The sequence below is a fragment of the Xanthomonas sp. NCPPB 2632 genome, from assembly GCF_041228075.2.
GTDB lineage: Bacteria > Pseudomonadota > Gammaproteobacteria > Xanthomonadales > Rhodanobacteraceae > Luteibacter.
Map to the genome: position 1 here is coordinate 2,268,362 of NZ_CM192979.1, position 14,344 is coordinate 2,282,705.

Sequence of the window (14,344 nt, forward strand, 5' to 3'; positions counted from 1 at the left end):
TGACGACGCCCTGATGATGCGCGACACGTGGCGGTCGCTGCACGGCACACGAGTGTCGTTCGACGTGAAATTCCGGTGAAAAAACGAGCGTGCGCAGCCGGGCAAGCGGTGTGCAAAACGGCGCCTCTCGGCTCGACCAGGCGCGCCGTCATGATATCTTAGGCAGCTATCACCACGGTTCTGGACAGGGGCGGTATGACTTCTAAGGTTTCCGGCGCGGCACGGTCCAGAAAGATGGATCGGCGGACGTCGCTGGCGCTGGGCGCCGTGGTCGTGTTTTTCGTGATCACCGGGTTTCTCGCCTATCAGAACATCGGCAGCATCCGCGAGAACAACCAGAAGGTCATCCATTCGCAGCAGACCGTCACGGGGCTGAGCGAGATCCTCTCGGCCGCGCAGGATGCCGAAACCGGGCAGCGTGGCTTCCTGCTCACCGGCAACGATCGTTACCTCGAACCCTACCGTGCGGCGCTTGCCAGTTCGGCGTCGCGGCTGGATGCCGTGCGCGAGGACGTGAAGGACAACGCCGCGCAGCAGGCGCGCCTGAGGGCGCTGACCATCCGCTTCAACGAGAAGCTGGCGGAGCTGAAGGAAACCATCGAACTGCGCCGCACGCAGGGCACGGACGCGGCGGTGGCCGTCGTCAACAGCGATCGCGGCAAGGCGGCCATGGATGCCATCCGCTCCCAGCTGGCCGCCATGCAGACCGCGGAACTGGCCCAGCGCGACGCGCGCGTCGCGGAGATGGGCAGCGCCTACAGCAGCGCGCTCACCGGCGGCATCCTCAGCGCCTTGCTGGGCGTGGCGTTGACGGTGTTCGTCGGCGTGCTGATCCGCAGCGCCTCGCGCTCGCGCCAGCGCAACGAGTGGCTGCAGGAAGGGCAACTCGGCCTGGCTGCCGCGATGCAGGGCGACCAGGGCACGCACGAACTGGGCGGCAACATCCTCGCCTTCCTCGCCCGCTTCCTGCATGCGCAGGCGGGCGCCATGTTCGTCGATACCGGCGCTGTCTACGAGCGCATCGGTGAATACGGCCTGGCGCCGGGTAACGAGACGGTGAAGCGCTTCGTGCCGCCGGAAGGCCTGCTGGGCCAGACGGTGGCCGAACGCCGGCTGCTCGTCGTCGGCGACGTACCCGACGGCTACCTGTCGGTCGGCTCCGCACTGGGCAGCGACAAACCCCGCCAGCTGCTGATGCTGCCCAGCGTGGTGGACGGTGAGGTCAACGGCGTGCTGGAACTCGGCTTCTTCCGGCCCGTGGACGAGGACACCATGGCCCTGCTCGGCGAGATGGCCGCGGACATCGGCGTGGCGCTTCGCTCGGCCACCTACCGTGCCGAGCTCAACCGCCTCCTCGAGGAAACCCGCCGCCAGTCGGATTCGCTGCAGCAGCAGAGCGAAGAACTGCGCGCCTCCAACGAGGAACTGGAAGAACAGAGCCAGGCGCTGAAGCAGTCCCAGCACGAACTGGAACAGCAGCAGGCCGAACTGGAGCAGACCAACGCGCATCTTGAAGAACAGGCCAGCCAGCTGGAGGTGCAGCGCGACGACCTGGCGCGTGCCAACCTGCAGGTCGAGGCAAAGGCCGAGGAAGTGCTGCGCGCCAGCCGCTACAAGTCCGACTTCCTGGCCAACATGTCGCACGAGCTGCGCACGCCGCTCAATTCGGCGCTGATCCTTTCCAAGCTGCTTGCCGACAACCCGCGGGGCAATCTCACCGAGGAACAGGTCAAGTTCGCGCGCACCATCCATTCGTCCGGCAACGACCTGCTCACGCTGATCAACGACATCCTCGACCTGTCCAAGATCGAGGCCGGGCATATCGCCATCCGTCCGGAGCCGTTCACCATCGACGCGATGGTCAAGGGCCTAGTGCCCGGCTTCCAGCCCGTCGCCCAGCAACGGGGGCTGTCGTTCGAGGTCACCATGTCGCCGGCGTGTCCCGCCGTGCTGGACAGCGATCGCCAGCGTGTGGAGCAGGTGCTGCGCAACCTCCTGTCCAACGCGTTCAAGTTCACCGAGCAGGGCGGCGTGACGCTCGACGTGGCCGCGGGTGCGCAGGGTGAGGTGGTGTTCGCGGTCAGCGACACCGGCATCGGTATCCCGGCCGAGCAGCAGCAGCGCGTCTTCGAGGCGTTCCAGCAGGCGGACGGCACCATCAGCCGCAAATACGGGGGCACCGGCCTGGGTCTTTCGATCTCGCTCGAACTGGCACGCCTGCTGGGCGGCACCATCGCCGTGCACAGCGAGGCCGGCAAGGGCAGCACCTTCACGCTCACGCTACCGGCCCAGGCACCGGTCGGCGATAGCGCCGCCGTTTCGTCGCCGATCCGCGCCGCCGGTGACGCCGGCCCGCCGGCACGGACGCCGTCGGCTGCCGCGCCGCCCACCGCACCGATCCCGCCCGCCGCGTCGGCGCTGGCCCAGCGCATTCCCGACGATCGCGACGCCGAGGACGACGCACGGCGGGTCATCCTGGTGATCGAAGACGACGAAGCGTTCGCCCGCATCCTGCTCGACCTGACCCGCGAGATGCGTTTCCGCTGCCTGGTCGCCACCAGCGCACAGGAAGCCCTGGCGCTGGCCCGGCAGTTCCTGCCGCATGCCATCGTGCTGGACATCGGCCTGCCGGACCAGTCCGGCCTGTCGGTACTGGACATCCTCAAACGCGACGTGCGCACCCGGCATATCCCCATCCACGTGGTGTCCGCCGAAGACCATTCCCATGCCGCGCTGTCGATGGGCGCCATCGGGTACCTGGTCAAGCCGGTGCAGCGAACGGAGCTGGTCGAGGTGCTGGACAAGCTCGACGCGCGGCTCTCCACGCATGTCCGGCGCGTGCTGGTGGTGGAGGACGACGCCGTGCAGCGCGATGCCATCCGCAGCCTGCTGGCCTCGGTGGACGTGGAGACCGTGGAAGCGGGAACCGCGGCGCAGTGCCTTGGCCTGCTGAAGGATGAGACCTTCGACTGCATGGTGCTGGACCTGTCGCTGCCCGATGCGTCGGGGTTCACGCTGCTGGAAAACCTCAGTGCGGAAGGCATCCATGCGTTCCCGCCCGTGATCGTCTACACCGGGCGCGACCTTACCAGCGAGGAGGAATCGCGGCTGCGCGTTTACTCGCGCTCGATCATCATCAAGGGCGCCAAGTCGCCGGAGCGCCTGCTGGACGAGGTGTCGTTGTTCCTGCACCAGGTGGTGACCGACCTGCCCGCGGAACAGCAGCGCATGATCGAGCAGGCCCAGCACCGCGACGCGTTGCTGGAAGGCCGCCGTATCCTGGTGGTGGAAGACGATGTGCGCAACGTCTATGCGCTTATCAACATCCTGGAGCCGCGCGGCTGCACGCTCACCGTGGCCCGCAACGGCCAGGAAGCCCTGGATGCGCTGGCGCGCTCTGGCGAGCCCGACGGCCAGCCGATCGACCTGGTGCTGATGGACGTGATGATGCCGGTCATGGACGGGCTTACGGCGACACGGCACATCCGCGAGGACCACCGCTGGCGGAAGCTGCCGATCATCGCGCTGACCGCGAAGGCCATGCCGGACGACCAGGACACCTGCCTGGCCGCCGGTGCCAGCGACTACATGGCCAAGCCGCTGGACGTTGACAAGCTGCTGTCACTGGTGCGCGTATGGCTGGCCCGATGACTTCGCCCGCCGCCCAGGCCGACCGCGTCGAGGGCATCGAGATCGAGCTGCTGCTCGAGGCGATGTACCAGCGTTTCCACTACGACTTCCGCGGGTATTCCCGCGCCTCGGTGAAGCGGCGCCTCAAACAGCTGCGAGACCGGCTGGGCTACCGCACCTACTCGGCGCTGCTCGAGGGCCTGCTGCACGATCCGGCCGTGGTGCCGCAGGTGATCGCCTATCTCACCGTGCAGGTCAGCGAGATGTTCCGCGACCCGTCGTATTTCCGCGCGCTGCGCGAGCACGTGGTGCCGCACCTGCGCACCTATCCCTCGCTGAAGGTGTGGGTGGCCGGGTGCAGCAGCGGGGAGGAGCTGTATTCGCTGGCCATCCTGTTCCGCGAGGAAGGGCTGGAACAGCGGACGCTGTTCTACGCCACCGACATCAACCCCGGCGCGCTGGAAGCGGCCGCCTCGGGCGTCTACAACCTAGACCGTATCCGTGGTTTCACCGAGAACCACCAGCAATCGGGCGGGCGGTCCTCGCTGTCCGACTACTACACCACCGGTTACGGCAAGGCCACGTTCGACCGCAGCCTGCGCGAGCGGGTGGTGTTCTCCGACCACAGCCTGGTCACCGATGCCGTGTTCGGGGAGATGCACCTGATTTCCTGCCGCAACGTGCTGATCTATTTCGACAACACCCTGCAGGACCGTACCCTGAAACTGTTCAACGATTCCCTCATCCGCAAGGGCTTCCTCGGGCTGGGCTCCAAGGAGAGCATCCGCTTCTCCAGCCAGGCCGCCGCCTTCCAGGATTTCGTGCCGGGTGAAAGGATCTACCAGAAGACGTCAGACGATGCTTAAAGAAGCCGATGCCACCCTGAGCCCGGTGTATTTCCTGCTGGTGGACGACCTCGACGACAACCTGCTGTCGCTCGAGGCCCTGCTGCGACGCGACAACCTGGTGCTGCTGAAGGCGCGATCGGGCGAGGAAGCCCTGGAGCTGCTGCTGGTGCACGATGTGGCCCTGGGGCTGCTGGACGTGCAGATGCCCGGCATGGACGGCTTCGAACTGGCCGAGCTGATGCGCGGCAACGAGCGCACGCGCAACGTGCCGATCATCTTCCTGACGGCCAGCACGACGGACAACCAGCGCAAGTTCCGCGGCTACGAAGCCGGCGCGGTGGACTTCATCCAGAAGCCCATCGAGTGGGACATCCTGCGCAGCAAGGCCAACGTCTTCTTCGACCTCTATCGCCAGAAGCAGCAGATCGCCGACCAGCGTGACCGCCTGGAGGCCTACGCGGAAACGCTGACCCGCTCGGATCGCTACAAGGACCAGTTCCTGGCCATCCTGGCGCATGAGTTGCGCAATCCGCTCACCCCGTTGCGCATGGGCCTGGACGTGTTGCGTGGCCACCCTTCGCCGGAGCGTGTAGAGCAGATCCACGGTGTGATGGATCGCCAGCTGGTGCACCTGGTGCGGCTGGTGGACGACCTGCTGGATGTATCGCGGGTCAGCCAGGGCAAGATCACCTTGCAGCGGCAGAAGGTAACCGTGGCCGACATCGTGCACGCGGCGCTGGAAGCGAGCCATCCGCTGATCGACGGTGGCAGGCACGCGCTGCGCGTGGACGTATCGCCGCAGCCCATGTGGCTGGAGGGCGACAAGACGCGCCTGGTCCAGGTGGTCGGCAACCTGGTGAACAACGCCGCCAAGTACACGCCGACCGGGGGGCAGCTCGGCGTCGAGGCTTTCCGCGAAGGCGACGAGGTGGTCATCGTGGTGTCCGACAACGGCATGGGCATACCGGCGTCCATGCAGGCCAACATCTTCGAACTGTTCACCCAGGTCGGTGAGCACCTCACCCGCTCGCAGGGGGGGCTGGGCATCGGCCTGGCCCTGGTCAGGCAACTGGTGGGCATGCACCGGGGCAGCATCGCGGTCAGCAGCGGCGGTGAGGGCCAGGGCAGTCGCTTCACGGTCCGGCTGCCGTTGTTGCCGCTGGAGCCCGACGTCGACGAAACCGCCGCGCACGCCCCCGGGGAGACGCATCGCCGGCCGCTCAACGTGCTGGTGGTGGACGACAATGCGGATGTCGCGCAGACGCTCGGCTGGCTGCTGCACGACATGGGACACCGCCACCAGGTGGTGCTCGACCCGCGTGAGGCCATCGCGGCGGCGCGGACGTTCCAGCCGGATGTGATGCTGCTGGACGTCGGCATGCCCGCGATGAGCGGCTACGACCTGTGCCGGGCGTTCCGGCAGCATGCCGATCTGGGCCACCTGCCGATCATCGCGCAGACCGGCTGGGGCCAGGCATCCGACAAGCTGGCCAGTACGGGCGCCGGTTTCGATCGCCACCTGGTCAAGCCGGTCGGTGCGGCCGAACTGGCGGAAGCGCTCGATAGCGTAACCCGTGGCACGGCCCAGGCCGTTCACCAGCGATAGGCCACCCGCGTGTACAGGTAGCGACCGCTGTAACCGAACGGCGAGTAGTCGGGATACGGCCACGTGCCGCCGACCGCACCGTCGCTACCGGCCTTGTACTTTTGCGGATAGACGTCGGTCAGGTTGTCCACGCCGGCCGTGAAGGTCCAGCCGTGGGTCGCGTAACTGGCCGACAGGTCGAGCAGCCAGCGCGCGGGAAACACCTGGTCGAAACCGGGGTTGCTGACCGGGTCCTGGTTCACGGTGAATTCGCCGTAGCGGGTCAGGGCGCCGTGCAGGTTCCAGTGCCCCCAGCCGTAGTCGGTGCCCAGCGCGATCTTGTCACGCGGCGCGCCACGCGTGATGTAACCCTGGGCGATGTGCCCGACGCGCACCAGTTCCAGCCCGTTCTGCGCCAGCGATGCCGGGTTGGGCGCGACCGACAGGATCGACGTGTGGTTGCGGTTGTAGGCCGCGGTGAATTGCAGCTTGCCGGCGTCGCCCAGGTCGAGGCGATAGCCGCCGCTGAGGTCGATGCCACGCGTACGCGTCTTCAGCGCGTTGGTGAAATAACTGCCGCCCTGGATGTTGGCGAAACCCTGGCCGTCCAGGTAGGCCCGCACGTCATCGCCCACCAGGTTCTCGGAGGGCACCACGCGGTTGCCGATAGTGATCTGGTACAGGTCCAGCGATAGCGTCCAGGCGCCTGGTGCGTACACCGCGCCCAGCGTGTAGTTGTGCGACTTCTCGGGCTTCAGGGGCTCAGCGCCCAGGGCGCGTGCCACGGGATCGTTCACCGCGAAGTTGCGGATCTGCGTCGGCACGCCACCGATGACGTTGGTCGAGGTGGTGGTGTAGAACTGCTGCGGCAAGGACGGTGCGCGGAACCCCGTTGCCGCCGTGCCGCGCAGCGCAAAGGCGTCGGTGAAGTCGTAGCGGGCCGACACCGTGCCCGAGGTGGTATGGCCGAAGTCGCTGTAGTACTCGTGGCGGACGGCCAGCGACCCGCTGAGTTTATCGGTGATCTGGTTTTCGAGGCTCAGGTATTCCGCGACGTCGTGGCGGCTGTGGGTTCCGGCGTCGCCCGGCTGGAACCCCGGGAACCCCTGCGCGCCGGTGCCGACGTACGAGGCCGGACCGCCTGCGTCGATGGTGTATTGCTGGTGCAGGTATTCCAGGCCGAAGGCCAGCGTCAACGGGTTGTTCAACCAGCCGACCTCCAGATCGCGCGCCAGGTCCACGTCGAAGGCCTTCTGCGTGGCGGTCAGTCGTCCCGCGTTGAATCGTGTCGGACTGGCATCGCCCAGGTCGACGTTGAGCGTGTGGATCGGATCGATGCCGACCCGGTCGCGGCCGTAGTTGCCGCTGATGTCCCAGCGCCATCCGTGCGCCGTGGTGCCGCGCACCCCCGCCACGAGCGCGCTGTCGATCGAGCGCACATCGTTCAGGGGCAGGTAGCCATCGGGATAGATCGACGGCACGTTGCGCGCGCTGTCGTAGGTGCGGAACAGGGCAGGGGAGGTGCCCTCGCGGCTGCTGGTGCTGGCGAACGCGTAGGCGTCCACGCCGGGCGTGAGCGCGTACTGCACGTTCAGCAGGGCCTGGTGATTGCGGATATCCGGCTCGCCGATGCGCTGCGTGTGCTGGCCATAGACCGGCGACGACGGGTCGCGATAGTCGCGGCCGCCACGGTTGGTCGCGTCCGCATGGCCCTGGACCAGGCTCAGGCGTGCCCAGCCCTTGTCGCCACCCAGCGGCACGCCCAGGCTGGCCTCGCCTTGCCATTGCCGGCCATCGCCAGCGCTGTAGCGCCCCGTGGTGATGCTGGCGGTGTTGGTACCCGCGCCCGCCGCGCCCTTGAGCACCACGTTGATGACGCCCGCGATGGCATCGGAGCCGTACTGCGCCGAGGCACCGTCACGCAGGATCTCGATATGGTCGATCGCCGAGACGGGAATCGCGTTGAGATCGGCGGGCGCCGAACCCCGCCCGAGCGCGCCTTGCAGGTTCAGCAGGGCGCTGGTGTGCCAGCGTTTGCCATTCACCAGCACCAGTGTCTGGTCCGGCGACAGGCCGCGCAGAGCCGCCGGACGGACGATGCCGGACCCATCGTTGCCCGGTGCGCGGGGGAAGTTGAGCGAGGGTGTCAGTCGCGACAGGATCGCGCCCAGCTGCGTATCGCCGAAGGATTGCAGGTCCTGGGCCGACACCACATCGATGGGCGACAGCGAACTGCTCTGGCTGCGATCGACCGAGCGCGTGCCGGTGACCACCACGGTCTGCAGTTTCGTGGTGTCGTCCTGGGCGTGCGCGGCGGACGAATAGACCTGGGCCGCCGCAAGGACGGACAGCGAAAGGCGCACGGGCAGGGCATGCTTCATGGGGCGTTTTCCTTGGTTTTTCAGGGTCGGCCTCGTGCCGACGCGAAAGCGCCGGGCGGCCGGATGACCGGGGAGGTGTGCCGTGCCGGCGACGCGCGCCGGCGGCGAAACGTCAGCTACGACAACAGCGACACGCCACGATCGGCAGGGCGATCGGGGAAGGCGTGTGGATGGGCTGCTGCGTGGTCACGATGGATTTTTCCCCGGAAGCGTCGTGGCTTATGGACGTCTGGAAGGCCGAATGAAAATCCATGCTCGTGCACTATCCTGCGAATGTCAACGTGGCCCGCCCGCCCGGGGCGACCTGCCTGCGGTGGCAAAAAAGTGACGAAAGTGGCCAGCGATTGACCTGGTCTTCGGAGGCCGAATATCCAAGCCGTTGAATTCGATTGGATTTTTTACGGCACGGCTCTTGCTTCCTGCTCCCTGCCGGCCTGCTTGCCGGCCTTGGGATCGGGAGAGGCGACATGGTGGTGCTGCGCGAACTGGTGGAACGTCTGGTCTGGCGGATGACGCTCCAGCGTCGTCTCGGTGAAGTCTTTGCGCTGCCGGGCGGCGCGTCGCTGGCGAGCCGCGCCGCGCCGTGGATCAGCGAAGGCGTCTGGTGGGGCAGGCACGATGCCGCTACCGAGGCCTCGGCACTGTTCGCTGCCCTGCATCGCGACGATATCCACGAGGCGGCGTTCCGCGCTCATCGCCTGCAGCGCGCCGGTCGCCGGCGCGGGTTGTCGGAGGTGGCCGTCGAGGCCGAAGCCCTGGAGATCGCCCTGGTCTCGCATGACACATGCGGCGCGGTGGCTGTCTGTCATGCTTCGGTTCGCCTGGTGCGTTCGCTGACCGGCGAGGGCATACTTCTTACTTCGCAGCCCTGAAGGACTGTCGTCTTGACGCGATCTTGCCACCGTGGGCGCGATACCGGAGCCGAGGTCCTGGCGGAGCGTGACGACGCAATGGCCCCGAGCGTCACGGGCATCACGGAAAGCGAGCGCCTCGCCACCCTGCATGCCTTGCGGATACTGGACACGCCATCCGAGCCCGTCTTCGACGAACTGGTGCGCGCGGCGGCGTTGGTCGCCCGGCGCCCGATGTCCCTGCTCAGCCTGGTCGACGCATCGCGGACATGGTTCAAGGCCAATGTCGGCCTGGAGGGTGCGAACGCGGCACCGCGGGAATACGCCTTCTGCCAGCACGTGGTGCACAGCGGGCGGGTTTTCGAGGTGGCCGATACGCTGGACGATCCGCGTTTCACCGAGAACCCCCTGGTGATGGGCCAGCCCCATATCCGCGCCTACACGGGTGTGCCCATCGACCTGGCCGACGGCACTGTGCTGGGCGCGCTGTGCGTCATGGACAGCGCGCCTGGCAGCCTGTCCGCAGAGCAGGTGGGTGTCCTCAAGCACCTGGGACATGCCGCCGGCCTGGCTATCGCGCAGCGCGCCGAACTGGTCCGCCAGCGCGAGGCCGCCGAAAGCGAGTCGGCCCACGCACGCCACCTCGAAAGGGAGCTGCGCGCCAGCGAGGCGTTCCTGCATCGCACGGGCAACGTGGCCGGTGTGGGCGGCTGGGAACTCGACCTGGCCAGCAGCACGGTGCGCTGGTCGGAACAGACCTGCCGCATCCACGAAGTGGCGGCGGGCTACCAGCCTTCGCTGGACGAGGCGGTGGGTTACTACGCGCCCGAGGCACGACCGCTGCTGGCCGAAGCGATCGCCGCCGCCATGGAAAAGAACCAGCCATGGGACATGGAACTGCCCATGGTGACGGCCCGCGGGCGGCCGATCTGGGTGCGTGCCGTGGGTGCGCTGGAACGGGAGGACGATATTCCCGTCAAGCTTTCCGGCGCGCTGCAGGACATCACCGACCGCCGCCGTGCCATGCAAGCGCTGGAAACGAGCGAGCGGCGTTTTCGCAAGCTGTTCCAGTATTCGCTGGGCCTGATCTGCACGCACGACCTGGAAGGCATCGTGCTCGCGGTCAATCCCGCCGCCGCCGCTTCGATCGGTTACGGCATGGGTGACATCCTCGGTCGCAGCCTGGGCGACTTCATGCGGCCGGAGCGTCGGTTCTACCTGGACCTTTATCTGGAGCGCATACGGGAGCATCGCATCGATGCCGGCATGTTCGAACTGGTGGCGCAGGACGGTTCCATCCGTTACTGGCGCTACCAGAACGTGCTGGATACCGACGCGGAAGACCCCTACGTGCTGGGCCACGCCCAGGACGTCACGGCCCAGAAGAGTTACGAGAAAACCCTGCTGGACTGGTCCACGCGCGACGCGCTCACCCATGCGATGAACCGGCGCTACCTTGCCGGGTTCGAGGCCGAGCAGGCCGACGACATGCGCTGGGCGTGTATCGCCGTGGATATCGACCACTTCAAGCAGGTGAACGACACGCACGGCCACCAGCGCGGCGATGAACTGCTGGTCGTGGTCGCCGACATCCTGCGCGGCGCCTGCCTCTCGGACGACGTGGTGGTGCGCATGGGCGGTGACGAGTTCATCGTGATCCTGCGTGATCCCCGGCGCCTCGACGACGCACTTGACCAGATCGCCCGCGCGCAGGCCGTGGCCGGCGTGTCGCTGAGCGTCGGAACCGCGCTGCGCCGGGCAGGCGCGACCGTGGACGACGTGATCGCCGAGGCCGACCGCGCGCTATATGCGGGGCGGGCGCATTCACGGCGCAGCGCGCGGCATTGATACACTGGGGTTTTCCGCAGGTCATCCCGGATGCTCACGGTCGACGGACTGGTCAAGACGGTGCCCGGTGGGCGCACGCTGTTCGATGGCCTCGACCTGGCCCTGGCCCCCGGTGAATTCGTCGCCGTCACCGGCGAATCCGGTGCGGGCAAGTCCACGCTGCTGAACCTCATCGCGGGGCTGGATACCCCCGATGCGGGTCAGGTCCGTATCGGCGGCACCGACATCGCCAGCCTGGACGACGATGCCCGCACCGCGTTGCGCCGCGACAGCATCGGTTTCGTGTTCCAGGCGTTCCACGTCTTGCCGCACCTCGACCTGGCGCACAACGTAGCCTTGCCGCTGGCCCTGCAGGGACGCGAGGCGGGCGAATCGCTGCTGGCCGCGGAAGCCATGCTCGTGGCGGTGGGCCTGGGCGGCCGCGGTGGCGCCTATCCGCGGGAACTGTCGGGTGGCGAGTTGCAGCGTGTGGCGGTCGCGCGGGCCCTGGTCCACCGCCCCGGGCTGATCCTGGCCGACGAGCCCACGGGCAACCTCGATCCCGAGACCGCGGAGCGCACGCTCGCGTTGTTCGTCGAGCGCGTGCGCGAAGCCGGCGCCGCGGTGCTGCTGGTGACCCATTCCGCCGTGGCGGCGGCTGCGGCGGATCGCACCCTCGTGCTGTCGCAGCGCGGTCTCGTGCCGCGTGGCTGAGCGCCGGCGGGTGCCCCTGGCCGCACGCTGGCTGCTCGGCAGCGAGTGGCGCGCCTATCCCGGACGTGCGCTCTCCGCGGTGCTGGCCATCGCGCTGGGCGTCTCGCTCGGCTTCGCGGTGCACCTGATCAACGCCTCGGCGCTGGGCGAGTTCGACAAGGCCGTGCATTCGGTCAGCGGAGCGGCCGATATCACCCTGCGTTCGGCCAGCCCGCTGGGTTTCGACGAGATGCTTTATCCGCGGGTGGCGCGCCTGGCCGACATAGACGTATCACCCGTGGTGGTGTTGCCGGCCACCCTCGACGGCACGACGGCGGTATCGCTGGAGGGCGTCGACCTGTTGCGCCCGGCGCCCGCCGGACAGGCCACGGGGCCGATGGATGCCGGTGCCATGGGCGGCCTGCTCGCCGGTGACGCGATCTATCTTTCCCAGGGCATCCAGAAGATCGTCGGCCGTGCGCCGGGCGAGACAGTGACCCTCACCGCCAACGGGCGCAGCCGCCAAGTGCGCATCGCCGGCAGCCTTCCCGAGGGTGCGCAGCCGCGCGCCGTCATGGATATCGCGGCGGCGCAGTGGCGTTTCGGCGCCCTGGGCAGATTGCAACGGCTGGACGTCCATCTGGCACCGTCGGCCGATGGTGCCGCGGTCCGGCGGGCCATTCGCGAAAGCCTTCCGGCCGACGTGGTGATCGCGGATGCCGCCAGCGACGTCGCCCGTAACGACGGCCTGTCCGCGGCATATCGGGTCAACCTCGACATGCTGGCGCTGATCGCCCTGCTGACGGGCGGCTTCCTGGTCTATTCCGCGCAGTCGCTCTCGGTGGCCCGCCGACGGTCGCAACTGGCCCTGCTGCGGGTGCTGGGCATGGCGAAGGGCAGCCTGCTCGGCCAGATACTGGGCGAGGCACTGGTGCTGGGCCTGCTTGGTGCGGCGGCGGGCATCGGCCTGGGTCTGGGACTTGCGCAACTGGCGCTGACGCTGCTCGGCGGCGACCTGGGCGGCGGCTACTTCCACGGCCAGGCGCCCCGGCTGGTATTCGCGCCCTGGCCGGCACTGGTCTTCGGCGCGCTCGGCGTCGGCGCGGCCGTGCTGGGCAGCATGGTGCCCGCACTGGCGGCCTCGCGCATCGCGCCGGGCATCGCGATCAAGAACGCCGGCGATGCCGTCGATCCGCGCACGCCCGCGCGGGTGCGGCCGGCGCTGGTGCTGCTGGCCGCGGCACTCGGCGCGTCGTTGCTGCCCGCCGTCGGCGGCATCGCCCTGTTCGGTTACATCGCCATGGCCCTGCTGCTGGCCGGTGGCGTGATGCTGATGCCGTGGTTGTCGCGGCTGCTGGTGGCACCGCTGCGCCTGCTGCCCGTGCGCTCGGTCGCGTTCCGGCTGGCGGCCGCACGGTTGTGGGGCGCGCCGTCGCAGGCATCGGTCGCCCTGGCGGGCGTGCTCGCCTCCACCGCGCTCACGGTGGCGATGGCGGTCATGGTCACCAGCTTCCGGGGCTCCGTGGAACGCTGGCTGGGCGATGTGTTGCAGGCCGATCTCTACGTCGTTGCGGGGACGGGGGCGGGCGGCAGCTTCGACGCCGCGACCCAGGCACGCATGCGCGCCGTGCCGGGCGTCGCCTGGCTGGGCACCCTTAAAGAGGTGCCGTTGCAGTTCGATGCGCGTCGACCCGCGGTCACCCTGGTGGTCAGGACGCTCGACGGACCGGGCGCACGGCTGGCGCTGATCGGCCCCCAGCGGACGCCTCCGTCCGGCAGCCTGCCGGTCTGGGTGTCCGAGCCTGCCTCGCGCCTCTATCACTGGGCGCCCGGCGATACGCTGACCTTGCCGCTGCCGGGATCGCCGCGGGCGAGCGTGGCCGGCGTGTGGCGCGACTACGCCCGCCAGCAGGGCGCCATCGTCATCGACGAGCGTGCCTATACGCGACTGACCGGCGACCGCTCGCGCAGTGGCGTATCCATCGGCGTGATGCCGGGTACGCCGGTCGGTGCCGTGGCGGATGCGTTGCGCGTGGTCGCGCAGGCGGGCGGCACGGCGGCGACCGTCAGCCGACCGGCGGACATTCGTGGCACGGCGCTGCGGGCGTTCGACCGCAGTTTCCTCATCACCTACCTGCTCGAGGGCATCGCGGTGTGCGTCGGCCTGGCCGGCGTGGCGGCCACCATCGGCGCGCAGGTGCTGTCGCGCATCCGCGAGTTCGGCATGTTGCGCCACGTCGGTGCGCTGCGCGGCGACCTTGCGCGCATGCTGCTGATCGAAGGCACGCTGCTGGGCCTGGTCGGTGGCGTGGCGGGTGTCGCCCTCGGCCTGGCCATGAGCCAGGTGCTGATCCGGGTGGTGAACCCGCAATCGTTCCACTGGACGATGGATACCCTGTTGCCGTGGCCGTTGCTCGGCGGTGTCGTCGTCGCACTGGCCGTGGCGACAGGCGGCACGGCGTTACTGGTCGGACGCCGCGTGCTTTCCACCGATGCCGTGCGTGCCGTGCGGGAGGACTGGTAATGCGG

Annotated in this window: 8 protein-coding genes; 7 read left to right on the plus strand and 1 reads right to left on the minus strand. The window is 68.3% G+C overall.

Going from position 1 to position 14,344, the window contains the following annotated elements:
* The first annotated feature begins 195 nt into the window (after positions 1-195).
* The 3 genes from AB8808_RS10095 to AB8808_RS10105 are packed head-to-tail and all read left to right on the plus strand — an operon-like array spanning position 196 to position 6,084.
* Positions 196-3,651 (plus strand): response regulator, encoded by a 3,456-nt coding sequence (locus tag AB8808_RS10095; protein ID WP_369929007.1) that lies wholly within the window; start codon positions 196-198, stop codon positions 3,649-3,651.
* On the plus strand, positions 3,648-4,496 hold the full coding sequence (locus AB8808_RS10100) for a CheR family methyltransferase (RefSeq protein ID WP_369929009.1): 849 nt from the start codon (positions 3,648-3,650) through the stop codon (positions 4,494-4,496). Before AB8808_RS10095 ends, AB8808_RS10100 begins: the two co-directional genes overlap by 4 nt.
* Positions 4,489-6,084 (plus strand): response regulator, encoded by a 1,596-nt coding sequence (locus tag AB8808_RS10105; RefSeq protein ID WP_369929010.1) that lies wholly within the window; start codon positions 4,489-4,491, stop codon positions 6,082-6,084. Before AB8808_RS10100 ends, AB8808_RS10105 begins: the two co-directional genes overlap by 8 nt.
* On the opposite strand, the gene AB8808_RS10110 is transcribed toward AB8808_RS10105, so the two are convergent.
* A complete protein-coding gene (locus AB8808_RS10110) occupies positions 6,072-8,444 on the minus strand; it encodes a TonB-dependent receptor plug domain-containing protein (RefSeq protein ID WP_369929012.1) in 2,373 nt (790 codons plus the stop codon). The genes AB8808_RS10105 and AB8808_RS10110 overlap by 13 nt on opposite strands.
* A 467-nt stretch (positions 8,445-8,911) precedes the next feature.
* Between AB8808_RS10110 and AB8808_RS10115 the strand changes: the two genes are divergently transcribed.
* The 4 genes from AB8808_RS10115 to AB8808_RS10130 all read left to right on the plus strand — a co-directional run bounded on the left by AB8808_RS10115 (position 8,912) and on the right by AB8808_RS10130 (position 14,339).
* Positions 8,912-9,316 carry a hypothetical protein gene (locus AB8808_RS10115; RefSeq protein ID WP_036141688.1) on the plus strand — a complete coding sequence of 135 codons (405 nt, stop codon included), beginning with the start codon at positions 8,912-8,914 and terminating at the stop codon, positions 9,314-9,316.
* A gap of 78 nt (positions 9,317-9,394) precedes the next feature.
* Positions 9,395-11,143, plus strand: coding sequence for a sensor domain-containing diguanylate cyclase (locus AB8808_RS10120; protein WP_369929014.1), 1,749 nt, complete (start codon positions 9,395-9,397; stop codon positions 11,141-11,143).
* A gap of 30 nt (positions 11,144-11,173) precedes the next feature.
* Positions 11,174-11,836 carry an ABC transporter ATP-binding protein gene (locus tag AB8808_RS10125; protein ID WP_369929016.1) on the plus strand — a complete coding sequence of 221 codons (663 nt, stop codon included), beginning with the start codon at positions 11,174-11,176 and terminating at the stop codon, positions 11,834-11,836.
* Positions 11,829-14,339, plus strand: coding sequence for an FtsX-like permease family protein (locus AB8808_RS10130; RefSeq protein ID WP_369929018.1), 2,511 nt, complete (start codon positions 11,829-11,831; stop codon positions 14,337-14,339). The genes AB8808_RS10125 and AB8808_RS10130 overlap by 8 nt, the downstream gene beginning before the upstream one ends.
* Positions 14,340-14,344: the final 5 nt, after the last annotated feature.

Bases quoted from the DNA above. Each gene is read 5' to 3' on its own strand.
- AB8808_RS10115 (WP_036141688.1), top strand. From the start codon at position 8,912: ATGGTGGTGCTGCGCGAACTGGTGGAACGTCTGGTCTGGCGGATGACG.
- AB8808_RS10095 (WP_369929007.1), top strand. From the start codon at position 196: ATGACTTCTAAGGTTTCCGGCGCGGCACGGTCCAGAAAGATGGATCGG.
- AB8808_RS10105 (WP_369929010.1), top strand. From the start codon at position 4,489: ATGCTTAAAGAAGCCGATGCCACCCTGAGCCCGGTGTATTTCCTGCTG.
- AB8808_RS10110 (WP_369929012.1), bottom strand. From the start codon at position 8,444: ATGAAGCATGCCCTGCCCGTGCGCCTTTCGCTGTCCGTCCTTGCGGCG.
- AB8808_RS10120 (WP_369929014.1), top strand. From the start codon at position 9,395: ATGGCCCCGAGCGTCACGGGCATCACGGAAAGCGAGCGCCTCGCCACC.
- AB8808_RS10125 (WP_369929016.1), top strand. From the start codon at position 11,174: ATGCTCACGGTCGACGGACTGGTCAAGACGGTGCCCGGTGGGCGCACG.
- AB8808_RS10100 (WP_369929009.1), top strand. From the start codon at position 3,648: ATGACTTCGCCCGCCGCCCAGGCCGACCGCGTCGAGGGCATCGAGATC.